Source organism: Prescottella agglutinans, from assembly GCF_004011865.1.
GTDB classification, from domain to species: Bacteria; Actinomycetota; Actinomycetes; order Mycobacteriales; family Mycobacteriaceae; genus Prescottella; species Prescottella agglutinans.
The window spans coordinates 307634-332863 of sequence record NZ_RKLP01000005.1; the positions used below are offsets into that span (position 1 = coordinate 307634).

Below are 25230 nucleotides of genomic sequence, written 5' to 3' on the forward strand. Positions count from 1 at the left end.
CCCTCGGGTGGGAGTCCCGCACCCGCGCCGGCTGCCGCGGTTCCGCTCACCTCCGCTTGTCGGCGTCCGCCACTAGAGTTCGGGGCATGACCGTAGGGCAGAGCCTGGACGACGAATTCCTCACGGCGGCAGATCCTTATCGGCGCGAACTACTTGCGCACTGCTACCGCATGGCCGGATCGATCCACGACGCCGAGGATCTCCTGCAGGAAACGATGGTGCGCGCGTGGCGCGGCTACGCGAAGTTCGACGGGCGCGCGTCGATCCGCACCTGGCTGCATCGGATCGCCACCAACACGTGCCTGACGGCGCTCGAGGGCCGCGCCCGCCGCCCGCTGCCCACCGGCCTGGGCGCGCCGAGTTCCGATCCGTCCGACGACCTGGTCGAGCGCGGCGAGGTGCCGTGGCTCGAGCCCATCCCGGATTCGATGGTGTGGGGAGACACCGGTTGGGGTGCCGACGATCCCGCGACGGTCGTCGGAGCCCGCGAGTCGGTGCGGCTGGCGTTCGTCGCGGCGCTGCAGCACCTGTCGGCGCGACAGCGCGCGGTGCTGGTCCTGCGCGACGTGTTGCAGTGGAAGGCCGCCGAGGTCGCCGAGGCGCTCGGCACCTCCACCGCCGCCGTCAACAGCCTGCTGCAACGCGCCCGCGCACAGCTGGCCGAGGCCACCCCGAACCCGGACGCGCTCGTCGAGCCCGAGTCCGACGACGCCCGTGAACTGCTGCGCCGCTACGTCGACGGGTTCGAGCGGTACGACATCGACGGACTCGTCGACCTGTTCACCCGGGACGCGATCTGGGAGATGCCGCCCTTCGTCGGCTGGTACGTCGGCGGCGCCGACATCGCCCGGCTGGTCAAGGAGAAGTGCCCGTCGGAGGCCGCGGGCGACATGCGCCTGCTGCCGTCGTCGGCCAACGGTCAGCCCGCGCTCGGCCTGTACATGCGCGGCGAGGACGGCGTCCACCGGCCGTTCCAGCTGCACGTACTCGACATCACCGAGCGCGGGGTCGCGCACGTCACGTGCTTCTTCGACACCGACCTGTTCGCCAGGTTCGGCCTGCCCGAGCGTGTGTGACCGTCGCCGCGGTCACTGCCCCGCGGCGGCCGGATCCATCCACATGACCTCCCACACGTGGTTGTCGAGGTCACGGAACGAGCGGCCGTACATGAACCCGTGATCCTGCGGGTCCATCCACTTCGAACCACCGGCCGCGACGGCGGCGTCGACCAGCGCGTCGACCCCCGCGCGGCTGTCGGCGGAGATGCAGGTGAGCACCTCGCGGCTCTTCGTGGTGTCGCAGACGTCGTCCTTGATGAAGTCCCGGAACCGGTCCTTCTCGAGCATCATGATCCACGCCGAGTCGTTGATCGCCATGCAGGCGGTGTTCTCGTCGCAGAACTGTTCGTTGAACTCGAAGCCGAGTCCGCCGAAGAACGCACGGCTGGCGGCGACGTTCTCGACGGGCAGGTTGACGAAGATCAGACGGGACATGGCAACTCCTGACTCGGGTGACGGTGGGTGCGTGGGCACCGGCACTCACGCCGGAAGCTCACACCGATACAGACCGCCCGCGCGCCGAAAACTCATCACACCCGCTGCGCCACCCCGATCTCCACGCAATCCGTCCCCGCGAAGAGCGCCTCGAGCCCGCGGTTGGCCACGTCCTCCGGGTCGGCTTTGGGCCCGCGTGCCAGCGCGGTGCCCTCCATGCCGGCGCGATCGAAGAACTCGGTGTCGGTGGCGCCGGGCATGAGCGTCGTGACGCAGACCCCGGTGTCGGCGAGTTCGTCGCGGACCGCCTCCGCGAACGACTGCACGAACGCCTTCGACGCCGCGTACGTGGCGAATTGGGGTCCCGGCATCGCGGCCGCCGAGGACGACGTGAACAGCACCCGGCCGTGGCCGCGATCGACCATCGGCTTCAGGACGTACTTCGCGAGCCGGACCGTGGCGGTCACGTTCAGCGCGATCACCCGCAGGTCGTCGTCGATCGGCATCCGGTCGAAGCGCCCGTACGCCCCGACACCGGCGTTGAGCGCGGCCACCTCGATGGGACGCTCCAGCGCATCCAGGGAGCGGCGGACCTCGGCGAGCCCGACATTGGTCGCCAGGTCCGCCTCGATCGCATGGGCGGTGATCCCCTGCGGCGCGAACTCGGCGGCCACCGGGCGGATCGCGTCGTCGTCGGCCACCAGCACGAGGTCGTAGCGGCGGGCCGCGAGCCCGCGGGCCAACTCGTACCCGATACCGGTCGAGGCGCCGGTCACCAGGGCGAGTGCTCGAGCCCCGTTCGTTTCGCTGTCGTTCATCCGACGCCTCCTCCGGTCCGGTACCGTCGCCGAGTTCCCCGGCGCGAGGGTGCCGAAACCCGACGACGGGGCGATTCGCGCCGGTCGGAACACGGTTCGGGGGTAGGCACGCGGACCGTCCGGTGGTGTCATTGATTCATGAGTGAGGACAAGCGACACTTCGTGGCGAGCCGACTCGACGGAATCATCCACACGCTCGAACTGAACGCACCGACCGCGGACGAGTCGTCGCCGGTGCCCACCGCGAACGGGTTCACCGGTTCGCTCGCCGAGGCGCAGCGCCACCGCGCCGAACTCGAATCCGCGACGCCCGCACGCGTCGACGAGATCGCGGCGGGCTATCCGGAGATCGAGAAGGACTGGACGCAGCGGCAGCCGACGTGACCCGCCGGCCCGCGCCCTTCGTCAGTGGCCGAACGGGTACAGCACGCCCGCCGCGTCGAGTCGTTTGACCCGACGGTGCTCGTGGAGCACCAGCGTGGTTCCCAGCACCAGGCTCAACGCGCAGATCGCGCCGGCGATCCAGGCCCAACCCTGGAACCCGTAGCCCGCCGCGACCAGGGTCATGCCCAGGGTCACGATCGCGACTCCGATCAGGCCGTAGCCGGGCCAGTTGCGGGTGTCCTCGATGGCCTCGCCCGGGTGCTCCCGGGCGACGGTGGCCGGTTCGCGTGCATCGTCGAAGTAGTTCACAAAAGCCTCCCGGTGCCGAGTTCCGTTTGCGCTCTCGTCGTACTGAGGTCGACGCGTCGCCGGAGCAGATCCCGGCGGCGGGCCTATCCGGCGATTGTCCTCCCGCGGCGGACCTCGCGCACGGATACGGGCGAACGCCTCCGCCACCCCGGGTGGCGGAACCTCCACCCTCGGGGATCCGCCGCCACTCCCGGGGGCGCTGGCCGCGACGCCCCGTCGGGACGAGATTGAGGTGTGCGACTCCAGCGCACATCCTCGTCTCGACCTCGGGAGGGCGTCATGATCACCACTCTCCGTTCCGATCGGCACGGCCGACGGCGCGTGGTCGAGACCGACGACGGTGTCGCCCTGGCCGTCCGCGAGTTCGGCGATGCCGACGCACCGGTGACCGTGGTGTTCGTGCACGGGCACTGCCTGCACACCCACTCGTGGGCGCGGCTGCGCTCGCACCTGAGTCGCGAGTGGGGTTCGGCCGTGCGGATGGTGTTCTACGACCATCGTGGTCACGGCGAGTCGGGGAGCGCGCCGGCGCACACGTACACGATCGACCAGTTGGGCCACGACCTCGACGCGGTCATCGGCGCGGTCGTACCGACCGGGCCGGTCGTCCTGGTCGGTCACTCGATGGGTGGCATGGCCGCGCTGGCCTACACGCGGCAGCATCCCGAGGCGGTCGGCTCGCGCGTCGTCGGCGTCGGTCTGCTGTCCACGGCGGCGAGCGACATCACCCGTTCCGGTCTGTGCCGGTTCCTTCGGCACCCGCTGGTCTCGGCGATCGAGTTCGGCGTCCGGCGCATGCCCGCGCTGGCGCAGCGCCTGGCCACGATGGCGCTGGACAACCGGACGTCGGTCGTCACGATGTACGGATTCTTGCGGTCGCTCGCGGGGGTCGACGAGTCCCGGGCACTGGCCGCACTCGGCGACATCCCGTCGCTCGTGCTCGGCGGCACCGCCGATCTGCTGACGCCGTTCGAGCACTCCGTCGCGATGGCGGCCACCCTGCCGTCCGCGGAGTTGGTGCGCCTGCACGACGCCGGGCACTCGGTGATCCTCGACCAGGCCGCGGAGGTGGCGCACGCGGTGGTCCGACTCGTCGACCGTGCCGGACTCCACTACGCGACCGGTTCGCCCGCCGCGTCCCCCGCCATGGCCGGGTGAGCACCCGGCGCAACCACGCCGTCCGCGACGTCACGGGCGTCGTCGACGTGGGCCCCACGCCCGACCTCCGTGTCGAAGACGCGCTTCCACCGCACCAGCCGGTCGGGATCCCAGCCTTCGAGCGCCCGGTCCAGCAGGAGCCGCCCGCCACGTCCCTCGGCGGCGGACAGCCGGGGTGACGCGAACTCGGCGACCCGCCGCAGGACGTCGGCCGGCAGCAACGACCGGGAGGTCGTGCGGTAATGCGCCCACGTCGCTTCGAGCGCATCGGATTCGGCGCAGTCCCTGAGCAGTTCGGCCCAGTAGTACTCGCCGGACCCGTCGGGGCTGGAACACTGCTCGACGCCGGACCGGATCCGCAGGATCTCGCGACACGTGTAGACGTCGACGGTCTTGACCGGGTTCACGACGCACCCGCCCGGGCGGTCGTCCGGACCACCGATTCGATTGCGAGAGTGCGGATGTCCCCCTTCGCCAGTTTGCCGCCGGAGGACCGCGGCAACTCGTCGACGACCACGAGGTGCTCGGGGTACAGCTCCTTGGAGACGCCCCGCGCGGCCATGAATCCGGTGAGCTCGTCCAGAGTGATCCGCTGTCCCGGCCGGAGGCTGACCACCGCACAGACCCGCTCGCCGAACACAGGGTCGGGCACTGCGACCACTCCGGCCAGATCGACCGACGGGTGCGATTCGACCTCCTGCTCGACCTGCGGCGCCGAGATGTTCTTTCCGCCGCGGATGATGATGTCGGACGTACGCCCCACCGGGGTCAGGTAGTCGTCCTCGATCGTGACCAGGTCGCCCATCAACATCCAGCCGTCCTTCGTGTACAGCGCGGCGTTGGCCTCCTCGTCGTCGTAGTAGCCCGCACAGGTCAACGGGCCCCGACCGCCGGGCTGGCCGGGACCGCCGGTCTCGGTGACGTCCCTGCCGTCGTCGTCGAAGAGCCGAACCTGCATCTCCGGGATCAGCCGTCCGGACGTCCCGAGCCGACGACCGCGCGGGTCGCCGACACGGGTGACACTGAACGCGCCGCTCTCGTTCGATCCGAAGAACTGCAGAACGGAAGCGCCCGTGCGGGACTCGAATTCGGCTGCGCGATCGGCGGGCACCGCCTCTCCGCCGGTGAACATCACCCGCAGCGACGACAGGTCCACCTCGTCGGCGAGCGGGGAATTGAGCAGCATCCGGAACTGCGTGCTGACGCAGCACAGAACCGTCACCTTCTCCCGCTCGATCATCCGGATCATGGCTTCCACATCGAACTTCGGCAACACCACGGTGGGCGCCCCGAGCATCGCGGGCGCGTAGTGCGACGTCCACAGACCGAAGCCGAACGGCGCCGGCACCGCACCGCAGAACACCTCGTCCTCGCCCAATTCGCCGGCCGCGATCGCCAGGCGACCGAAGGCCATCCAGCGGTTGTCGAACTGCGTGACACACTTCGGGAGACCCGTCGTCCCGGATGTGGAGTTGAGCAGGCAGAGGTCGTTCGGCCCCAGGCTCCGGACCGCCACGTCGGCGCGGCCGGCACGGCCCGGATCGATCGGAACCGGTTCGCCACCACGGACATCCACGATCCGGTCCACGCCCACGTCGGACAGCACCACGTGGAAGTCCAACGCGACGCCACGATCGCGCAGCGCTCGCACCAGCGTGGTCGACGAGCGACCGGCCAGTACGTCGACGGCGACCAGGGTCCGCGCGCCCGTCTTCGCGACGAGGTGGGCGATCTCCCGCTCGCCGGCACGCGCCCCGATGCCCACCGCGACGACGCCCGCGCGCGCCGCCGCGATCAGGGCGGCATGGACGAGGTGGGTGTCGGGAAGCTGGACGGCCACCCGGTCACCCGCCGGAATCCCCAGCGCGACGAGCGCCGCCGCGATGTCGTCCGCGACGGAATCGTATGCAGCCCAGGTTGTCCTACCCGCAGGCGTGACGAAGGCATCCCCCGCGGGCGTCGCTTGCGCCCGCCTGCGAACCAGCGCGTGCAGCGGTTCGGTTCCCCACCACCCGGACTCCACGTACTGTCGGGCGGTCGCGGCGTCGATCAGGCTCATCTGTGTACTCCTTCTGCGAGCATCCCGCGCACGGGCCGAGGCCGCATGCGACGGGCACGTGCCCATTTACCAACTTCGCTAAAATTCGGAACTTGACGCGACGGATCCGCAACGGAGAACCGTCGGCGACCGGAAGGATGTGACGTGGTGTCCGAGCAGGGACCGGACCGGCAACCCCGTGCGGCCGAACCGAGCAGCATCCGCTGGCGCCGCCTGGCCGAGATGGTCGCGGACCAGATCCGCGAGCGCATCCTGCGCGGCGACCTCGCCGAGGGCGATGTGCTGCCCAAGGAAGCGGAACTGCGCGAGCAGTACCCGGTCAACGTCCAGTCCCTCCGCGAGGCGCTGCGCATCCTCGAGGCCGAGGGCCTGGTCAAGGTCCGCCGCGGCAACCGGGGCGGAGCGGTGGTGCACCGCCCCACCCCCGGCAACGTCGCCTACAGCCTGTCGATGGTCCTGGCGATGTCCGGCACCGACATCGACGACGTGGGTCGCGCCCTCCACGAGGTCGAACCGATGTGCGCCGCCCTGTGCGCCGAACGCGAGGACCGCGCCACCGAGGTGGTGCCGGTCCTGCGCGCCCTCCACGAGGAGTCGCTGTCGAAGGTCGACGACCTGGTGGCCGCGACCACGCTGTCGCGCCGGTTCCACGAGGCCGTCGTCCAACTCTGCGGCAACCGGTCGCTGATCGTGCTCGCCGGCGCCCTCGAATCCCTGTGGTCGAGCCACGTCACGGACTGGGCCAACCAGCGGGCCGACCCCAGGACGATCCCCCCGACCGAGCGGGCGCAGGCCCTCGCCGTCCACGGCCAGATCCTGCAGTGCATCGAGGACGGCGACGCGGCCTCCGCGCGGGTGATCGCCGCGCGCCACCTCCGGGACGTGCAGACGTACCCGCACGACCCGGATCGCCCCCGCGTCCCGCTGGACCCGGCCGTCGCGCGGGACCGCCTCTTCTTCGGCTGACCGGACCCGGATCAGAAGCTGTTCGGGTCGTCGATCACGCTCTGCGGCACCGGATGCCGGTACAGCTTGGAGGCGTTCTCCCACGTGATCTTGCGCAGTTCGTCCGCCGAGAGTCCCTTCATGGACTCGTTGACGACCTCCATCGTGCGCGGCCACAGGCTGTCGCTGTGCGGGTAGTCCTCCTCGAGGAGGATGTGGTCGATGCCGATCCGGTCCCGCAGCACCATCGTCGACGGGTCCTCGACGGCGCAGAACCAGAAGTTCCGCTTGAGCACGTCCGCCGGGGAGATGTCGATGCCGTCCCACGTGCCGTACATCGACGAGTACGTCGTCATGTGGTCGAGGCGGTCGAGAAGCGCGGGAACCCAACCGATTCCACCCTCCGACATCACGATCTTGATGTTCGGGAAACGGACCGGGATCTTCGAGAACAGCCAGTCGACCGTCGCGAACATGGCGTAGCCGAAGAACAGGGTGCCGGCGACGTCCGGCGGGGCGTCCTCCGACGTGCTCGGTGACGTGCTCGACGAGCCGATGTGCAGGTTGATGACCGTCTCGGTCTCCTCGCACGCCCGCATGATCGGATCCCAGTGGCCCGAGTGCACCGACGGCAGACCCAGCGCGTGCGGGCCCTCCGAGAACGTCACGGCCTTGAAACCGCGCTCGGCGTTGCGATAGATCTCCTGCGCGCCGATCTCCGGGTCGAGGAAGTACGGGATCTGGCAGGGGATGATGCGGTCCGGGTACGGGCCCGCCCACTCCTCGAGATGCCAGTCGTTGTACGCGCGCGTCGCGGCGAGCGCCAGTTCCCGGTCGTCGGTGCTCAACTGCAGACGCTGACCGGCGAAGCCGGGGAGGAACGACGGGAAGTTCAGGGACGCGTAGACACCCGAAAGATTCATGTCCTTGATGCGGTGGTGGATGTCCCACGAACCGCGGCGCATGTCCTCGAAGCGCTGCGGGTCGAAGCCCCACTCGTCGACCGGACGCCCGACGACGGCATTGAAGCCGACGTTCGGGATCTCCTTGCCGTCGTACACCCAGATGTCCGCGCCGTCGCGGTGGATAACCCGAGGCGCGCGGTCCGCGAACTTGGCGGGCAGGCGGCCCTCGAAGGTGTTCTTGGGTTCGACGATGTGGTCGTCGACCGAGATGAACGGGAACGGCCGGTGCGCCTTCTCGGGTTCGGGCAGGAAGGTGACCTTGCCCTTGACGTTGGTCGTGAAGTCGGTGTTGTGGATCAGGTCGTCGAGACTGGCCATGGTGCACACTCCTCGAATGTTTCGCGAATAGGTGAATTCGGCTGCGCGGCAAGCGCAACCGGGATGTTTCCGGGGTCGGAGATCGTCAGTCGAGAACGTCGGGTTCGGTGCGGAGCAGTTTGCGGACCGCGCCGGCCCAGTAGACGCCCGCCGCACGTTCGACGAGCGCCTTCTGCATCGCGACGCGGATGCTCTTCTCGATCGGCAGGGGGTCCTTGCCGAGGAGCAGGATGTCGTAGGCGAGCCGGCAGAACCGGTCGATCGACGCCGCGCGGTAGACCGCGAGTTCGATCGTGTCGGCGGTCGTGATGATGCCGTGGCTGGCGAGGATCACGTTGTTGCGGTCACCGATCTTGTCGGCGAGATCCCGCCCCAGTTCGGCATCGCTGACCTCGCCGCCGTACTCGTGGACCAGCGACAGGTCGTCGTCGTACAGGCTCCCGGTCTGGTGCGCGATCATCGGCAGGACACCCACGGCGGCCAGCAACGTCACGTAGTAGGGGTGGTTGTGGATGACCACACGGGCGTCCGGCCGACGTCGGTGCAGTTCGGTGTGGATGTGGTAGGCGGGAGTCACGTCCCACTTGCCCTCGACGACCTTGCCGTCCGCGTCGACACGGCACACATCGGAGGCCGAGACCTCCTCCCACCACAGCCCCCACGGGTTGATGAGGAGACTGTCGTCGCCCCTGTCCGCCCACGTGATGTGGCCGGCCATGTTCTCACTGAAGCCGTCGTGCGCCAGGATGCGGAAGGCACACGCCAGCTTCTGCTCGTCGGTGAGCTCGACGCCGATCGGCGGAGTGGCACGCGGCTTCCAGCCGTCCATCGAGTTCGATTCTCGTTCTGCGGATTTCGTTGATTCTTCGATTGCGGTCACGGCGCCTCCTTGCGTCGAGAGTGAGCCACATCGGGATCTGCCGAAACTCTAACTTACAAAAGATAGCAATGTAAGACCTGTCCCACTCAGAGGCAGATTCCCGACAGGACCGACCCCGGAAACGACGAAGCGCTCGCCCCACGAGGGGCGAGCGCTTGCACCGGAACGCTTTTCGCGTGTCGGGTCGGTCAGTCGGCGCCGAAACCACTGGCCGGGCGGGTGAACACCTCCCGCAGGAGCGGGACGAACGTGTCCAGCGGCAGCGTGTCGTAGTTCGGATCGAAGGACACCTGGTCCCACTCCGCACAGAAGTGCGCACAGGTGTCGAAGTACGGGCTGTCCCGGTAACGATCACGCGCATTGACGTCCAGCCCGAGGCGATCCCAGTAGTGATAGCCCTGGAACACGCCGTGATGCTTGACGACCCACGTCGCCTCGGCGTCCAGGTACGGAGCGACGATCGCCGCGGCCAGTTCGGAATGATTGGCCGGCGCGATCGCATCACCCACGTCGTGCATCAGGGCCGCGACCACCAGATCCGTTCGCGCACCTTCCCGCAGCGCCCGGGAGGCGGTCTGCAAGGAGTGCTCGTACCGGTCGACCTGATAGCCCAGCGTCGGACCCTTCAACGCCTCGAGCATCTCGATCATCGTGTCCGGCAGACGATCATTGAGGAACAGCTTCGACTCCGAGACGATCAGGGCAATGTCCTCGGCCGTCGACTCGTCCATCCGCGTGAAGCCGACCTGGCGCCCGCTCGCCGCATCGGTCGTCATGACTCACATCCCTTCCGTTCACGACACCTCCGGGCGGACTGGAACCACCCTGAACTTTCAATCTTTATATAGAAAGCCCGGGGCTCGGGCAAGAGCTGATCCCACCCCGCCCTACCCCTGCGCGGCGAGGGCCGGATCCCCCCACACCTTCGGTGGCCGACCGAACACTTCCTCGAGCATCGGCATGAAGAACTCGAGCGGCTCGGAGTCGTAGTCCGAGTCGAACGATTCCTGGTCCCACGCCGCGCAGAAGTGCGCACAGGTCTCGAAATACGGTGAGTCGCGGTATCGCTCGCGACTGTCACTCGGTATCCCGAGCTTGTCCCCGTAGTGGTGGGTCTGGAAGACGCCGTGATGCTTGACCACCCAGACAGCCTCGTCGTCCAGGACCGGCCGGAGGATCGCGGCCGCCACCTCACTGTGGTTGTCCGGACACAGGTCGTCGCCGATGTCGTGGAGCAGTGCCGCCACCACGAGATCGACCCGCGCCCCCTCCCGGTACGCGCGGGTGGCCGACTGCAACGAGTGCTCGTAGCGGTCGACCCGATACCCGAATGTGTAACCCTTCATCGATTCCAGCAGCCGCACAACGGTTTCGAGCCAGTGATCGCGCCGGTGGGCCGCCGCCTCGTCACGGATCAACTCCATCTCGGCGACGGTCGCGTCGTCCATCCTGGTGAATTCGACAGTCCTCGGCGCATCGGCCATGCCAGCTCCCACGATTCATGCAAATGTGTCGCAGGTAACAGTACGCGCCGCGGCCCGATTGCTCAATCAATTGATTGGGTATTTCCCAATCAATTGATTGACAGCCGTCGGCGGGTGGATCACTATGACTGCGCATCACGCTCGACTTCCGGGAGCCCGCCGACCGCACAGGCTCGGCCGCGGCCCCGCATCTCTTCGAATCGGCTCCTCCCCCACGCCACTGGCCTCCGCACCAGAAGGAGAAGTTCATGACATCGTCAGCGCCGTCGGCCGGCACCTCGAACACGCCGGATACGCCCCCGGACCCGCAGTCCACGACCAACTCGATCCGCGGCAAGGCCCGAATGATCCTGGCGGTCAACATGGGTAACGCATTGGAGTGGTTCGACTGGACCGTCTTCGCGATCTTCGCGGTCTACTTCTCGAACAAGTTCTTCCACTCGGCGAACGAGGTGTCGAACCTCCTGTCGACCATGGCCGTGTTCGCGGTCGGGTTCGTGATGCGCCCGCTCGGTGGTCTGCTCTTCGGCCTGGTCGCCGATCGCCGCGGCCGGAAGTTCGTGATGGTGCTGACGATGAGCCTGGTCGCGGCGTCGAGCGTCCTCATCGCGATCGCCCCGACGTACGAGCAGATCGGCGCTTTCGCGTCGCTGTGGCTGCTGCTCGTGCGGTGCCTGCAGGGCGTCGCGCACGGCGGCGAGCAGGGCGGTTCCTACACGTACATCGCCGAGGTGGCGCGTCCGAACAACCGCGCACTGTGGGGCAGCACAGTGATCATGTCGACAGTCGGCGGAACCGTGTTGGCCACGCTGCTCGGCGCGGTGATGCGCAGCGCTGTCGACTCGTCGACGATGTCCGACTGGGGTTGGCGCGTCCCCTTCCTGATCGGCGGACTGCTCGGATTCTTCGCCCTGTACCTGCGCCGCGGACTCGAGGAGTCCGAGGCATTCTCCGAAAAGGCCACTGCGGCCACGGAAGCCGGCGCCGAGTCGTCGGCGCGCGTCGCGCTGCGCGACATCTGGGCGCAGCGCGGATCCATCCTCCGCGTCGTGATCCTCGTCGGCGGCACCTCGGTGTTCTCCTACACGTGGTCGGTCAATGCGCCCGCGTACGCCATCAGCTTCTACGACGTCGACGACCGGTTGGCAATGTGGGCCGGCGTGGTCGCCAACCTCGTGTTCATCGCCGCTCTGCCGCTCGCCGCCATGCTCGCCGACCGAATCGGGCGCCGCGTCAACAACATCGTGTGGGGTGTCGGCGTTGCTCTGCTGGCGTTCCCGCTCTCGGGCATGCTCGACAGTTCGGCCCTCACGCTCGCAACCGCGATGTCGCTCGCGCTGATCCTGCAGTCGTTCGCCGCGAGCACGCAGGTCGCCTGGTTCGCAGAACTGTTCGCCACCAAGTCCCGGGCCGCGGGCACCGGTATCGCGGTCTCGCTCGCCGCCGCGATCTTCGGCGGCACGGCACCGTACCTGAACTCGTGGCTGACCTCGCGCGGAACCCCCGACCTGTTCACGTGGTACGTCATCGTCCTCGCGCTGGCCGTCGCGGTCGCGGCCCTGCTCACCCGCGAGACCAAGGGCGCCGTCCTCACCGACGGGTCGGCGGACACCGCCGCGAAGGTGGCGCCGCACCTCCCGTAACGGGGTCGGCAAATCCTCTCCCGCGACCTGCACGTTGTGACACACTGTGCTGTCCGTGCGCGTGGCCCCCAGGGCCACGTGCACGTCAGGGTTTCGCGGGGCAGTACCGCGTGCGCCGACTATGTCGGTGGGTCTGGGGAGTGTGGTTTGTGGAGCCTGAACCGGGGACGGACAAGCGTGAGCGCCGGAGCGCGCACGCACACCGGACGCTGCTCGACCGGCCGAGGTTGTTCTCGCCGCTGTCGGAACTGCCCGCCCTGATCGTCGTCCGAGGCCCGCGAGGCTCGGGCAAGACCAGCCTCGTGAAGACGTGGATCGCCTCGCCGCAGGCACCGTCCGGACCGGTCGTCACCATCGATTCGCCCGCACCGTCCACCGCGCCGGAGGACTACTGGACCGAGGTGTCCCGTCGAATCGACGACGCGCTGGACTCCGACGCGGCCTCCTCGAGTCCGGTGACCTTGATCCTCGACGACGTGGACCGACTCGACGACCCGACGACGGAGAGTCGCGTCCTCGAACTCCTGGACCGGCACGCGCGCGTGCACGCGGTGGTCACCACCCGCAGCACCCAGGTGTTCGGCGATGCCGGCCTGCTCGACGTCGATCACGCCACGATCTCCCCCGCCGATCTGCTGTTCACGCCCGACGAATCGCGCGCGGTACTGCTCGCCCGCGGCGTCGCGCTGCCGCAGCGGCTGATCGAGGCGGTGCAGGACACCACCGGCGGGTTCCCCCCGTTGGTGCAGACGACGGTGCCCGTCGCGCGGTCCTTCGGTACCGACTACGCGCAGAACCGCGAACTTGCCCGCCACGCGCTCGAGCGCTCGATCGACCGCTTCGTCGAGCGGGAGATCCTGCGCGATCCGGGCCTCGCCGAGCTCCGGGAGTTCATGCTCACGATCGCCGCGGCGCGGACCGTCACCACCGCGGTGGCCGAGAAGCTGACCGACGACCGGGCGCCACAGCGACTCCGGGAACTCGAGTCCGCGGGTGTGCTCGTGCGGTCGCCGTGGCCCAAGGACGACGAGTGGAAGTACCCGACGCCGATTCGGGAGTCGCTGATGCGCGACGTGCGCCGGACGGCGCCCGAGGGGCCGCTGCGGGCATCGAGCGACCTGGCCCGATGGTTCCTCGACCTCGGCGATCCGGCGTCCGCTCTCGCGCACGCCGTCGAGGCGCAGGACTGGGGCCTCGCCGTCGTGATCATCAAGGCCGACTGGGTCCAGCTGATGTCGCGGCACTTCCACCTCGTCCGGGAAACGCTGATGGCACTCCCCGAGGAGGCGGCCGCCGGCGACCTGTCGATCCGGGCCGGACGAGAACTGTTCCTGCGGTTCGGATCGGACGCCGCCCACATCGCCCACCCGGTGCCGCTCGAACTCCTCGGCGAAGCACCGCTGAACACCGCCGATCTGGCCGACGCACTGGCGATCGGCAGCGTGCAGTCGCTGATCCTGCGGGTATCCGGGAACTTCACCCAGGCCTCGCGGATGAGCGTGCGAATGGCGGAACTCGGCGAGCGCGCCCTCAGCGCCCTCCCCACCGAGGTCGCGCCCTTCCTGCCCCTGCTCCGCCTGCAGTGGGGCATCACCCACCAGCTACACGGCGACATCGCCCGTGCGTCCGCCGAGTTCCGCCGCGCGTACAACAGCAGCCGTCCGGGCGGGATCGACTTCATCGCGCGTAACGCGGCCAGTGGCCTGGCGCTGAACTACGCCCTGACCGGCGAACTCGGACACGCCGAGTCCTGGCTCGACCGGGAACGCCGACGGGAGGACACGACGTCCTGGGGCGCCCCGGCGATCCGTGTCGGCGGACTGATCGCGTCCGCCCTGGTCGCGATCGACCGGATGGAACTCCACCTGGCCGGCCTGGCCCTCGCGGAGCTGGGCAATCTTCCCGACGACGAGGAGCTGTGGGCGTTCGCGTTGTATGCGCACTGCCAACTGGCGCTCGTCAGCCGTCACGCCGAGATGGGGCTCGACCGCCTGCATCGCGCGGTCGCGGTCTACGAACGCTGGTGCACGCCCGACTCGATCGCCGCGCAACTGCTCGCCGCCACCGAAGCCGATCTGCACCTGGCCCTGGACCGCGGCAACGAGACGTGGATGACGCTCGAACATGCGCGCGGACGCGGCCCCTGGACGACGATCGCCCACGCGCGGATGGAGTTGTCGAGCGGCCAACCGGCCGCCGCACTCGCCGACTGCTCGCAGCCGACGGTCACGGACTGCCCGTACCCGCGCATCCGCATGGAGGCCGCGCTCATCCAGGCGGCCGCGAACCTGGATCTGACACACCACACGCGCGCGCAGACGATGCTGCGGCGCGCCATCGCGCTGTTCGAGCAGACCGGGATGATCCGCCCGTTCGCGTCGATGCCCACCGCGCGGATCGCGCAGCTGTCGGAGCTGGGGATCGCGCTGCCGGAGGCGTGGCTGGCGGCGGTGCCGGACGAGGGCGACGCGGTGTTCCCGGACCGGGTCCAGCTGGTGGACATCAGCGACCGCGAGTCGGCGGTACTGGCCGCACTGGTGTCGACGCCCTCGGTCGCGGAGATCGCGGCCAGGCTGTTCGTATCGCAGAACACCGTCAAGTCCCAGCTCCGCAGCCTGTACCGCAAACTGGGCGTCCACTCCCGCGCCGACGCGCTGCTGACGGCGGCGCGGCTGGGCCTGATCGATTCGGATTCGGGACCCGGCAGCTAGCGTCCGCGGGCGCCGGGACAGGCCGGGAATAGTTCCGTTCACGATGCGTTGAGCTACGGTGAACTAGTTGAATCCTCAACTACCAGATCTCAGGAGAGCCTCATGCCTGCCGTGACCGTCGACAACATCCTGGCGCTGCCGCGCATCGAAGCCGTGGATCCGACCGCCGTGGACCGGCCGGTCCGGGGCGTCGTCACCGCACCCGTCGGCTACGAGGGCGAGGGCTTTCCCGTCCGTCGCGCCTTCGCCGGCATCGACCTGGCCCACCTCGATCCGTTCATCCACATGGATCAGATGGGTGAGGTGAACTACGCGCCCGGCGAACCCAAGGGGACCCCGTGGCACCCGCACCGCGGATTCGAGACCGTGACCTACATGATCGACGGGATCATGGAGCACCAGGACTCCAACGGCGGCGGCGGCATCATCGGCGGCGGCGACACCCAGTGGATGACGGCCGGCGGCGGCATCCTCCACATCGAGGCCCCGCCCGAGCACCTCGTGATGAGCGGCGGGCTGTTCCACGGCGTCCAGTTGTGGGTCAACCTACCCAAGAGCAACAAGATGGCCGCACCGCGCTACCAGGACATCACCGGCAGCAAGGTCGCGCTGGTGTCGAGCCCGGACGGCGGCGCGCTGATCCGCGTGATCGCCGGTGAGATCGGCGGCCACCAGGGCCCCGGGTCCACCTACACCCCGATCGCGCTGTCGCACACGACCGTGGCACCGGGCGCGAGCGTGACGCTGCCGTGGAACCCCGATTTCAACGCGCTGGTCTACGTGCTCGCCGGCGACGGCTTCGTCGGCGCCGAGCGGCGGCCGATCTCGTCGGGCCAGACCGCGGTGCTCGGTCGTGGCGACTCGATCACGATCGCGGCCGCCGACGTCCAGGATTCGCGCACCGAGTCGCTCGAGGTGTTCGTCCTGGGCGGACAGCCCATCCGCGAGCCCGTCGCGATGGCCGGCCCGTTCGTCATGAACACCAAGGCCGAGGTCATGCAGGCGTTCGAGGACTTCCAGGCCGGCCGCCTGGGCTCGATCCCGGCCGCCCACGAGAGCCTCGAGTGACATCAATGATGTTGCTGGACAATCGATCACCTGGGTCGGTCGACCGACCCAGGTGATCGGGTCCGACACTCGTCCGTGAACACTCCGAGACCGAACCGACACCGCTGATTCGGCGCCGACGGGCGCCACTTCGTACCCTTGTGACTCGACAGCGCGAAATGCCTCGAATGCACCGGAGAGCCCCACCCGCGCTCGTCACCGAGGAGGACCGCATGCCAGCTCTCACCACTCCCCACATCGACGTCCACCGTGCGGGTGATCGTTTGAAGACCCGCATCCCGTGGCTGGACTCGAAGCACTCGTTCTCGTTCGGCCATCACTACGACCCGGACAACACCCACCACGGGTTGCTCCTCGTCAACAACGACGACATCGTCCAGCCCGGCCAGGGCTTCGACACCCATCCCCACAAGGATATGGAGATCGTGACCTGGGTGCTCCAGGGTTCGCTGGTGCACCAGGACTCCATCGGGCACTCCGGAGTGATCTATCCGGGTCTCGCCCAGCGGATGAGCGCGGGCACCGGGATCCTGCACTCGGAGAAGAACGACTCGTGGCGGTTGCAGGGCGACGAGCACACCGACCCCGTCCACTTCATCCAGATGTGGGTCGTCCCGGACGAGGCCGGCATCACCCCCGGCTACGAGCAGCTCGAGATCGACGACGAACTGCTGACCGGCGGGCTGGTGCCCGTCGCATCGGGCATGCCGCAGCACCGGGACCACGCCGCGATCCGCATCAAGAACAAGTACGCGTCGCTGCACGCCGCCCGTCTCCAGCCGGGCCGGCCGGTGCGCATCCCCGAGGCCCCGTTCGTGCACGTGTTCGTCGCCCAGGGCACCGCCGAGATGGAGGGCGTCGGGACGCTGTACGAGGGGGACGCGGTCCGCGTCAGCGCGTCCGGCGGTCAGACTGTCACCACCGAGACGGGCGCCGAGATCCTGGTGTGGGAGATGCACGCACGTCTCGGCGGGTGAGAGACGAGGCGCGGCGCCGCGCCTCCACCTGCTAGCCAGGAGGCATGACTTCCGTACCGGTCGCACCCCGCGGCATCGACCCGCTCAACACCGTGATGGGGGTCCGCACCCTCTCGATGAACGCGTCGGGCGCCCGCTTCGAGCAGTCCGTCGGCCCGCAGTTCCACGACCACCGCGGGCTGACGACGCTCGGATCGGTGGGCGTGGTCGCCGACGACGCCGTCGCCGGCGCGTTCTACGCCTCCGTGCCGCCGGGCAGTCGCACCGTGGTCTCCCAGCTGACGGCGACGGCCGCGGCGCCACTGCCCGCTGTCGGCGCCGTCACGGCGGCCGCATCGACCACCCACCTCGACCTCGACGCGGGCACCGGCATCACCGTCGGCGACATCCGCGATCCGCACGGCCGGGTCGCCGCGCTGCTGCGCGCCCGTAGTTTCGTCGTCTCGCGGCCGTCCCGGGTCGAACTGCACTACGGCCCCGCCGCCGAACTCGTCGTCCCGGAACCCGAGGTGGTCACTGCCGCCGACGTCCTCGCGGCGATGCCCGGACTGGCGATCCTCGAGGCGATGGCCGCCGGCAGCGTGCGCCGCGGACCGCTCGCCGGTCTCGTGGACCTGACGGTGGACGCGGCGACGCGGGGCACCGTCACCGCCCGGATGACGCCGCAGGCATGGATGAGCAACGAGATCGGCACCGTGCAGGGTGGCGTCCTGTTGGCGGTGGCGGATCTCGCGTCCGGCCTGGCCGCGCAGACGCTCACCGAACCCGGCGACACCTTCCGGACGCTCGACGCCCACCTCGACCTCGTCCGCTCGCCCGCCGTCGACGGCCCCCCGATCCGGGTGGAGTCCGAAGTGGTCCGTGCCGGGCGCCGCCTCGCCCTGATCGAGACGCGGCTGACCGGGGCGGACGGGCACCTGCTGGTTTCCGCCCGCGCGAGCGCCCAGCTGGGACAGCCGTTCGGTGGCGCCGGACGGTAGTGGTACACAAGACCGGTGACCGATACCGCCGCTGATCCGCGCACTGCGCCCGAGCTGGTCGACCGGCTCAACCTGTTCATGGGAGTCGGGGCGCGGGAGATCCGGCCCGGACATCTCGTGCTCGCCCAGGAAGTCGGCGACCGCTTCCACGACCACCGTGGGCGGACGATCCTCGGCTCGGTCGGTGTGCTCGCCGACGCCTGCCCGGGCGGCGCGCTCGGCAACTCGGTGCCCGCCGACGCCGGCATGGTGCTGTCGCAGATCTCCGCGACGCTGGCCGCGCCGATGCCGGCGCACGGAACGGTCGTCTCGACCGGTGACGTCGTCGACCTCGACTTCGACGCCGGCATCGGACTCGCGGCCGGTGCCATGCGCGACGGCGACGGCAACACCGTCGCGGTCCTGCAGTCGCGCGGCGTCTTCGTCACCCGTCCCCGCGCGAACGCCGACGCGGTGCTCAGCGGCGAACGCCTCCCCGTGCCCGCGCCCGAGCCGTGCGCGGCACCGGACGAACTGGCCGGACGTGCCGGCCTGGACATCGTCGACGGCATCGCGTCGGAGCGGATCGCGCGCGGCCCCCTCGCCGGGCTGCTCGACGTCCGCCTCACCGATGTCGAGCGGGGCAGCGTCACCGCGACGTTCGCGCCGCAGGACTGGATGAGCAACTACCTGGGTTCGATCCAGGGCGGCATCCTGATCACCGCGGCCGACCTGGTCAACGGCCTTGTCGCCCAGACCCTCACCGCGGTCGACCAGCAGTACCGGATCCTGGACCTGCGCATCGACTTCGTCCGCTCCCCCGCCACCGACGGCCCCGACATCCGGGCCGAGGCGGAGGTCGTCCGCGCCGGACGACGGCTGGCGCTCATCGAGTCCCGCCTCGTCGACGCGTCCGGGCAGGTGCTGATCCGCGCGGCCGCGAGCGCCCAACTGTTCTGATCCGGATCCCGCGGAGGCGATTCACAGCCGACGTCCAGGGACACCGGAGCGCGCTCGACCACGATGGTCCTCGCATCGTTCGCTGCGGGGGTGTGGCCGAGGACCGGACGCCCCGGCCGAGTCGGTGTAAAGATGGAGCGATGACGACTGCGCAGCATTCCGGCATCGACCTCACCCATCTCGACCCGGGCGTCCGCCCCCAGGACGACCTGTTCGTGCACGTCAACGGCAAGTGGCTGGACGAGTACGAGATCCCGGCCGACCGCGCGGTGGACGGCGCGTTCCGCACGCTGTACGACAAGGCCGAGGAGGACGTGAAGACGCTGATCCAGGAGGCGTCCGAGTCCGGTGCGGCGCACGGCACCGACGCCCAGAAGATCGGCGACCTGTACTCGAGCTTCATGGACGCCGACGCCGTCGAGGCCGCCGGGCTGTCTCCGATCGCCGAGGAACTCGCCGCCGTCGCGAACGCCACGGATCGGAGCGAGCTGGCCGGGATCGTCGGACGCCTGCAGCGCACCGGTGTCGGCGGCGCCGTCATGCAGTACGTCGACACCGACGCCAAGAACTCGGCGCGGTACCTGGTGCACTTCAGCCAGTCCGGCATCGGCCTGCCGGACGAGTCGTACTACCGCGAGGACAACTACGCCGAGGTCCGCGAGGCGTACCTCGCGCACATCCGGAAGATGTTCGAGCTGGCCGGGATCGAGTACGACGCGCAGCGCGTGTTCGACCTCGAGACGGCGATCGCCGCGGGCCACTGGGACGTCGTCAAGCGCCGCGACGCCGAGCTGAGCTACAACCTGGTGACGCTGGACGACCTGCAGTCCAGTCGCGGCGGGTTCGACTGGGCCGCTTGGATTTCCGGCCTGGAGGCCACCCCCGAGCAGCTCGCCGAGATCGTGGTGCGCCAGCCGACGTTCGTCGAGTCGTTCACCGAGTTGTGGACGTCGCGCCCGATCGAGGACTGGAAGGCCTGGGCCACGTGGCGGATCCTGCACTCGCGGGCGCCGTACCTGACCGAGGCGATCGTCGCGGAGGACTTCGCGTTCTTCGGCAAGACCCTCAGCGGCACCCAGGAGAACCGCGAGCGGTGGAAGCGCGGCGTCTCGCTGGTGCAGGACCTGCTCGGCGAGGCCGTCGGCAAGCTGTACGTCGAGCGGCACTTCCCGCCGGAGTCCAAGGCGCGCATGCAGGTGCTGGTCGCGAACCTGCAGGAGGCGTACCGCCGCAACATCTCCGACCTCGAGTGGATGAGCCCGGAGACCCGGCAGGCCGCCCTCGCGAAGCTCGAGAAGTTCACCCCGAAGATCGGTTACCCGGACAAGTGGCGGGACTACTCGGCCGTCGAGATCGACCCGGCCGACCTGGTCGGCAACTACCGCAGCGGCTACGCCGCCGACCACGACCGCGACATCGCCAAGCTGGGCGGTCCGGTGGACCGCGACGAGTGGTTCATGACCCCGCAGACCGTCAACGCGTACTACAACCCGGGCATGAACGAGATCGTCTTCCCCGCAGCGATTCTGCAGCCCCCGTTCTTCGACGCGGAGGCCGACGACGCCGCAAACTACGGCGGCATCGGCGCGGTCATCGGCCACGAGATCGGCCACGGCTTCGACGACCAGGGCGCCAAGTACGACGGCGACGGCAACATGGTCGACTGGTGGACCGACGGCGACCGCACCGAGTTCGGCAAGCGGACCAAGGCGCTCATCGAGCAGTACAACGACTTCGAGCCCAAGGACCTGCCGGGACATCACGTCAACGGCGAGTTCACGATCGGTGAGAACATCGGCGACCTGGGCGGCCTGTCGATCGCGCTCGAGGCGTACCGCATCGCGACCGAGGGCACCGAGGCTCCGGTGCTCGACGAACTGACCGGCCTGCAGCGCGTGTTCTTCGGCTGGGCGCAGGTGTGGCGGACCAAGGCCCGCAAGGAAGAGGCCATCCGACGCCTCGCCGTCGACCCGCACTCGCCGCCGGAGTTCCGCTGCAACGGCGTGATCCGCAACCTGGACAGCTTCCACGACGCGTTCGGGGTCGAACCGGGCGACGCCCTGTACCTGGAGCCCGAAAAGCGCGTCAAGATCTGGTAGGCGCTCCCCGCCCGTGCGCCTTTTTGGTAGTGGTCACTACCAAAAAGGCGCACAGGCGCGACAGCGCCCGGCGCCGTCGCGCTTCCAACCCTCCCGAGTGAGAACGGACTCGACCTCGCGGGCGACGACGCACGGCATGCCGCCGACCTCATCCATCCCGTAGACCAGGCGCGGGCGATCGGCTAGTTCGGCGGCGTTGTCGCGTCTACGGTCCCGGAACTGGACCTCGCGCATCGAGTGCGCCCAGCGACCGTCGAGTCGCACGATCAGCGGCACACCGCATTCGGAATAATCGACATCCTCGTAAAGGGTGCGGCCATCCACTATCACCGGACCCTGGCGGTGGGCCGGCGGCAATCCGTGAGCCTGCTCGACATCGATCGCGTAGTGGTACTCGAGCACCGATTGCACACCGTCCGCGAGTAGACCGATCGCGTCCTCGAGCGCGCGACGGTAGCGACGCGGACTCCGCTCGACCATCCGTTGTCGAATGTCGGCCAACCTGATTCGTGAATTGGTGACCGTCGTTATCAACGAGACGTAGGCCAGGCGCGCCGTCGGCTCGGCCACCGCAACGTCGAGAGCGGTGTCCGCTTTCGACGTCCTCGGGTTCGACGCGTCGACGCCGATGTGCCGGTGCGCGCGAGAACGGTGCACCACGACGCCGGGGTGAAGGATCGATCCGGGCCGCAGGACGGGGTGCGCGGACGCCCGCGCCGGCAGCATCGCGGTTGCCGTCTGCGGTCGAGAGGACTTTCCGTACGGCACCGTCACGTGTACCGGCGCGCTCTCGTCGACCCGGAACATTCCCCACTCCTCGGCAGCCGTCCGATGGCTGAGCATCGCGTGATCGCCGCCGTACAGCAATGCGGCAGCGAGTGCCATCTCGCGAGTCAACGGCCCGTTCGTCACGGCGTAGACGCCGTGTAGGACGCGACGCCACCGCCCGGTGTCCAGGAGGTGCCGGACGCGTCCGCGGCCGTAACCCAGGGCGGCGATCTGACTCTGGGTGACCATCCCACATTGGTCGTCTACGAGTCGTCGAAGGTCGGATTGCTCGATATCCGTCATGACCGGATCGTTCGTCGAGGCCACGACATGTTCCGGTCGGGATCGCGAAGTTATCCACAACCCCTGTGCGCCTTTTTGGTAGTCCCAGCTACCAAAAAGGCGCACGGGCGCGGAGCGCCTATCGCGCGTACATGATGACGCCGACCCCGCACAGGCAGATGACCGCACCGATGATGTCGTACCGGTCGGGGCGGAAGCCGTCCATCACGACCGCCCACAGCAGCGAACCCGCCACGAACACACCGCCGTAGGCGGCGAGGATGCGTCCGAAGTTGGCGTCGGGCTGCATCGTCGCGACCAGGCCGTAGACGCCGAGTGCGATCATCCCGGCACCGACCCACAGCCAGCCGCGGTGCTCGCGCACGCCCTGCCACACCAGCCAGGCGCCGCCGATCTCGAACAGCGCGGCCAGGACGAACAGCAGGATCGAGCGTGTCACGGTCATGACACGGATTATGCGGGAGCGGTCACCGCAGCCGCTCGTCCGAGTACGCCGAGAAGAACCGGATCTCGTCGAGCTTCGGCAGCAGGTGCAGCTCGTCACCGGGACGCACCGACACCTTCCGGTCGACGCGAATCACCACCCGGCCGCCGCGGCTGGTCCACGTGCCGTCCGTCGGGTCGGCCTTGACCGCGTGGACGAACGATTCGGCGCCGAGTTCCTCGAACAGCTCGGCGACCACCGTGAGCGCGCCCTTGCGCCACTCCCCCACCAGGGTCCACGACTCCGGGCGAACCCCGACCACGACGCGTTCCTCCCGGCGCGCCGACGCCGGCAGGGGCACCCGCAGCTCGCCCAGCACCGCGGTCGAACCCTCCACCCGCGCCTCGAGCAGGCTCATCCCGGGTGAGCCGATGAATCCCGCGACGAACGTGTTGACCGGATCGTCGTACAGTTCGCGCGGACGCGCGATCTGCTGCAGCCGGCCGTCCCGCATCACCGCCACCCGGTCCCCCATGGTCATCGCCTCGACCTGGTCGTGCGTGACGTAGACGGTCGTGGTGCCCAAACGCCGCTGCAGACCGGAGATCTGGGCACGCGTGCTCACCCGGAGCTTCGCGTCGAGGTTGGAGAGCGGTTCGTCCATGCAGAACACTGCGGGATGCCGGACGATCGCCCGTCCCATCGCGACGCGCTGCCGTTGTCCGCCGGACAGCTTGGCGGGCTTGCGATCCAGCAGTGGCTCGAGTTCGAGCATCCGCGCGGCCTCGAGGACGCGCGCGGTGCGATCGGTCTTGTTCACGCCGGCGTTGCGCAGGGCGAAGCCCATGTTCTCGGCCACCGTCATGTTGGGGTAGAGCGCGTAGTTCTGGAAGACCATGGCGACATCGCGCGCCTTCGGCGGCACGCCTGTGACGTCCGCTCCCCCGATGCGGATGTGGCCGGTCTCGACGGATTCGAGACCGGCGAGCATCCGCAGGCTCGTGGACTTTCCGCACCCGGACGGCCCGACGAGGACGACGAACTCGCCGTCGGCGATGTCGAGATCGAGCCGGTCGACGGCCGGTCGCTCGCCGCCCGGGTAGCGGTGGGTGACCGACGAGAACTGCACGTGTGCCATGGTTTTCCTTCTGTGGTCCTGCTACTGGGGCAGCTTCGGGGCGATCTGTCGATCGATCGTCTGCTGCAGTTGCGACGCGACGGACGCGAACGTCGCCTTCACGTCGGCGTTCTGCAGCGCGATCTGCTCGAGCCCGGTGCCGATCACCTGGTCGCCGCCCGGAACGAAGACGCGGGCGTAGTCCTGCGAGCGGGTGTGGGCCAGCTGCTCGACGGCCGTGCGGGAGTTGGGGTTCGCATCCAGGAACGCCTTCATCGACGGCACTTCCACCGCAGACTTGCGGACCGGCATGTAGCCGACGTTCTGCGAGAAGTACGACGTGTTCTCGGCATTGGTGATGAAGTCGATGAACTTCAGCGCGTTCTTCTTGCGCTCGTCGGAGATGCGCGACGGGATCGCGAGCCCGGCACCACCCGTCGGGCAGCCCGGACGGCCGTCCGACGTCGGCAGGAACGCGGTGCCGAAGTCGAATGCCGCGGACTTCGTGATGCCGGACAGGTCTCCGGTCGACGCGATCGTCGAGGCCAGGATCCCGGCGCCGAACTCGTTCGCGATGTCGCTCGACACCGCCGCGTACTTCTTCTGGAAGACCATGTCGCGCAGGAAGTTGCCGGCCTCGATCGTCTTGGGGTCGTCGAACTTCAGCGTCCACTGGTCGGAGTACGCGCCGCCGAAGGTCCAGATCGGGCCTTCGTAGGTCCAACCCAGGTAGTTCTTGGCGTTGCCCCAGCCGTGCGCGAGCTTGCCGTCACCGACGACGCGCTGCAGTTCGGGACCCCACTGATCGAACTCCTGCCACGTCGCGGGGCCGCGGTCGGGCAGCCCGGCCTGCGCCCAGATCTGCTTGTTGTAGTAGAAGATCGGGGTCGAGCGGGCGTACGGAAGCGCGAAGTGCTTGCCCTGGAACACGTAGTCGGCGAGCAGCGAGTCGACGTAGTCGGACGCGTTGACGCCCACCTCGCCGAAGAGCGGATCGAGCGGCTCGATCGCACCGGTCAGCGCGTAGTTGAACCACCAGACGTCGGACAGCACAACCACATCCGGCAATGCCCCACCGGAGAGCGCGGCATTGAACTTCTGCGAGACCTCCTCGTAGTTCTTGCCGCCGTCCACCAGGTCGACCTTCAGGTCGGGGTACTTCGCCTCGAAGCGCTTGATCAGTTCCCGCTCGACGTCCTGCGACTTGCCGGGATGATTGGACCAGAACGTGATCGTGTTCGAGCCACCGGAGCCGGACGCGCTCGAGGTCGACGAGCCGGAGCCCGATCCCGAACCTGCGCATGCGGTCAGCGCGGCCCCGGCCGCGAGCGCCCCGGTCAGTCCGAGGAACCCACGGCGATTGATGTGTGCCATTTCGTCAGTGCCTT

Annotated in this window: 24 protein-coding genes; 11 read left to right on the plus strand and 13 right to left on the minus strand. The window is 68.8% G+C overall.

Features of this window, described 5'->3' with window-relative positions; translation table 11 throughout:
- The first annotated feature begins 86 nt into the window (after positions 1-86).
- Positions 87-1076 carry a sigma-70 family RNA polymerase sigma factor gene (locus EGT67_RS12080; protein ID WP_127916311.1) on the plus strand — a complete coding sequence of 330 codons (990 nt, stop codon included), beginning with the start codon at positions 87-89 and terminating at the stop codon, positions 1074-1076.
- 12 nt (positions 1077-1088) lie between these two features.
- Here the strand turns inward: EGT67_RS12080 and EGT67_RS12085 are convergent, their stop codons facing one another.
- The gene (locus tag EGT67_RS12085; protein ID WP_127916312.1) at positions 1089-1493 is read right to left on the minus strand and encodes a VOC family protein; all 405 of its coding nucleotides are present in this window, start codon (positions 1491-1493) and stop codon (positions 1089-1091) included.
- 95 nt (positions 1494-1588) lie between these two features.
- Entirely contained in the window at positions 1589-2311 is a 723-nt protein-coding gene (locus tag EGT67_RS12090; RefSeq protein WP_164877547.1) for an SDR family NAD(P)-dependent oxidoreductase, read from the minus strand.
- 138 nt (positions 2312-2449) lie between these two features.
- Between EGT67_RS12090 and EGT67_RS12095 the strand changes: the two genes are divergently transcribed.
- Positions 2450-2695: a hypothetical protein gene (locus EGT67_RS12095; RefSeq protein ID WP_127916314.1), complete on the plus strand. Its 246-nt coding sequence runs from the start codon at positions 2450-2452 to the stop codon at positions 2693-2695.
- Between the two features lie 21 nt (positions 2696-2716).
- Here the strand turns inward: EGT67_RS12095 and EGT67_RS12100 are convergent, their stop codons facing one another.
- Positions 2717-3004 (minus strand): hypothetical protein, encoded by a 288-nt coding sequence (locus EGT67_RS12100; RefSeq protein WP_127916315.1) that lies wholly within the window; start codon positions 3002-3004, stop codon positions 2717-2719.
- 279 nt (positions 3005-3283) lie between these two features.
- On the opposite strand from EGT67_RS12100, the gene EGT67_RS12105 reads away from it, so the two are divergent.
- The gene (locus EGT67_RS12105; protein ID WP_127916316.1) at positions 3284-4162 is read left to right on the plus strand and encodes an alpha/beta fold hydrolase; all 879 of its coding nucleotides are present in this window, start codon (positions 3284-3286) and stop codon (positions 4160-4162) included.
- On the opposite strand, the gene EGT67_RS12110 is transcribed toward EGT67_RS12105, so the two are convergent.
- On the minus strand, positions 4117-4569 hold the full coding sequence (locus EGT67_RS12110; protein ID WP_127916317.1) for a hypothetical protein: 453 nt from the start codon (positions 4567-4569) through the stop codon (positions 4117-4119). The two genes, EGT67_RS12105 and EGT67_RS12110, sit on opposite strands and share 46 nt — an antisense overlap.
- A complete protein-coding gene (locus tag EGT67_RS12115) occupies positions 4566-6221 on the minus strand; it encodes a class I adenylate-forming enzyme family protein (RefSeq protein WP_127916318.1) in 1656 nt (551 codons plus the stop codon). The genes EGT67_RS12110 and EGT67_RS12115 overlap by 4 nt, the downstream gene beginning before the upstream one ends.
- Before the next feature lie 147 nt (positions 6222-6368).
- On the opposite strand from EGT67_RS12115, the gene EGT67_RS12120 reads away from it, so the two are divergent.
- Positions 6369-7187 carry a FadR/GntR family transcriptional regulator gene (locus tag EGT67_RS12120; protein ID WP_127916319.1) on the plus strand — a complete coding sequence of 273 codons (819 nt, stop codon included), beginning with the start codon at positions 6369-6371 and terminating at the stop codon, positions 7185-7187.
- Positions 7188-7198: 11 nt separating this feature from the next.
- On the opposite strand, the gene EGT67_RS12125 is transcribed toward EGT67_RS12120, so the two are convergent.
- From EGT67_RS12125 to EGT67_RS12140, 4 genes are all read right to left on the minus strand, one after another.
- A complete protein-coding gene (locus EGT67_RS12125) occupies positions 7199-8449 on the minus strand; it encodes an amidohydrolase family protein (protein WP_127916320.1) in 1251 nt (416 codons plus the stop codon).
- An 85-nt stretch (positions 8450-8534) separates the two neighbouring features.
- Positions 8535-9278 carry a class II aldolase/adducin family protein gene (locus EGT67_RS12130; protein ID WP_127916377.1) on the minus strand — a complete coding sequence of 248 codons (744 nt, stop codon included), beginning with the start codon at positions 9276-9278 and terminating at the stop codon, positions 8535-8537.
- Between the two features lie 239 nt (positions 9279-9517).
- Complete coding sequence (locus EGT67_RS12135; RefSeq protein WP_127916321.1) at positions 9518-10105, minus strand: HD domain-containing protein; 588 nt, start codon at positions 10103-10105, stop codon at positions 9518-9520.
- Between the two features lie 111 nt (positions 10106-10216).
- Positions 10217-10777 carry an HD domain-containing protein gene (locus tag EGT67_RS12140; RefSeq protein ID WP_127916322.1) on the minus strand — a complete coding sequence of 187 codons (561 nt, stop codon included), beginning with the start codon at positions 10775-10777 and terminating at the stop codon, positions 10217-10219.
- Between the two features lie 284 nt (positions 10778-11061).
- On the opposite strand from EGT67_RS12140, the gene EGT67_RS12145 reads away from it, so the two are divergent.
- The 7 genes from EGT67_RS12145 to EGT67_RS12175 all read left to right on the plus strand — a co-directional run bounded on the left by EGT67_RS12145 (position 11062) and on the right by EGT67_RS12175 (position 21230).
- Positions 11062-12456, plus strand: coding sequence for an MFS transporter (locus EGT67_RS12145; protein WP_241565987.1), 1395 nt, complete (start codon positions 11062-11064; stop codon positions 12454-12456).
- Positions 12457-12605: 149 nt separating this feature from the next.
- Positions 12606-15167, plus strand: coding sequence for a LuxR C-terminal-related transcriptional regulator (locus tag EGT67_RS12150; RefSeq protein ID WP_127916323.1), 2562 nt, complete (start codon positions 12606-12608; stop codon positions 15165-15167).
- A gap of 102 nt (positions 15168-15269) precedes the next feature.
- Positions 15270-16235, plus strand: a complete 966-nt coding sequence (locus EGT67_RS12155) for a pirin family protein (protein ID WP_127916324.1) — start codon at positions 15270-15272, stop codon at positions 16233-16235.
- Between the two features lie 212 nt (positions 16236-16447).
- Positions 16448-17212, plus strand: a complete 765-nt coding sequence (locus tag EGT67_RS12160; protein ID WP_127916325.1) for a pirin family protein — start codon at positions 16448-16450, stop codon at positions 17210-17212.
- A gap of 44 nt (positions 17213-17256) precedes the next feature.
- Entirely contained in the window at positions 17257-18192 is a 936-nt protein-coding gene (locus EGT67_RS12165; protein ID WP_241565988.1) for a PaaI family thioesterase, read from the plus strand.
- Positions 18193-18207: 15 nt separating this feature from the next.
- The gene (locus EGT67_RS12170) at positions 18208-19131 is read left to right on the plus strand and encodes a PaaI family thioesterase (protein WP_127916326.1); all 924 of its coding nucleotides are present in this window, start codon (positions 18208-18210) and stop codon (positions 19129-19131) included.
- A gap of 140 nt (positions 19132-19271) precedes the next feature.
- Entirely contained in the window at positions 19272-21230 is a 1959-nt protein-coding gene (locus tag EGT67_RS12175; RefSeq protein WP_127916327.1) for a M13 family metallopeptidase, read from the plus strand.
- A gap of 36 nt (positions 21231-21266) precedes the next feature.
- On the opposite strand, the gene EGT67_RS12180 is transcribed toward EGT67_RS12175, so the two are convergent.
- From EGT67_RS12180 to EGT67_RS12195, 4 genes are all read right to left on the minus strand, one after another.
- Positions 21267-22301 carry a type IV toxin-antitoxin system AbiEi family antitoxin domain-containing protein gene (locus tag EGT67_RS12180; protein ID WP_206612353.1) on the minus strand — a complete coding sequence of 345 codons (1035 nt, stop codon included), beginning with the start codon at positions 22299-22301 and terminating at the stop codon, positions 21267-21269.
- 118 nt (positions 22302-22419) lie between these two features.
- A complete protein-coding gene (locus tag EGT67_RS12185) occupies positions 22420-22746 on the minus strand; it encodes a YnfA family protein (RefSeq protein WP_127916329.1) in 327 nt (108 codons plus the stop codon).
- Positions 22747-22768: 22 nt separating this feature from the next.
- On the minus strand, positions 22769-23863 hold the full coding sequence (locus EGT67_RS12190) for an ABC transporter ATP-binding protein (RefSeq protein ID WP_127916330.1): 1095 nt from the start codon (positions 23861-23863) through the stop codon (positions 22769-22771).
- Positions 23864-23884: 21 nt separating this feature from the next.
- Complete coding sequence (locus tag EGT67_RS12195; RefSeq protein WP_127916331.1) at positions 23885-25216, minus strand: ABC transporter substrate-binding protein; 1332 nt, start codon at positions 25214-25216, stop codon at positions 23885-23887.
- Between the last annotated feature and the right edge of the window lie 14 nt (positions 25217-25230).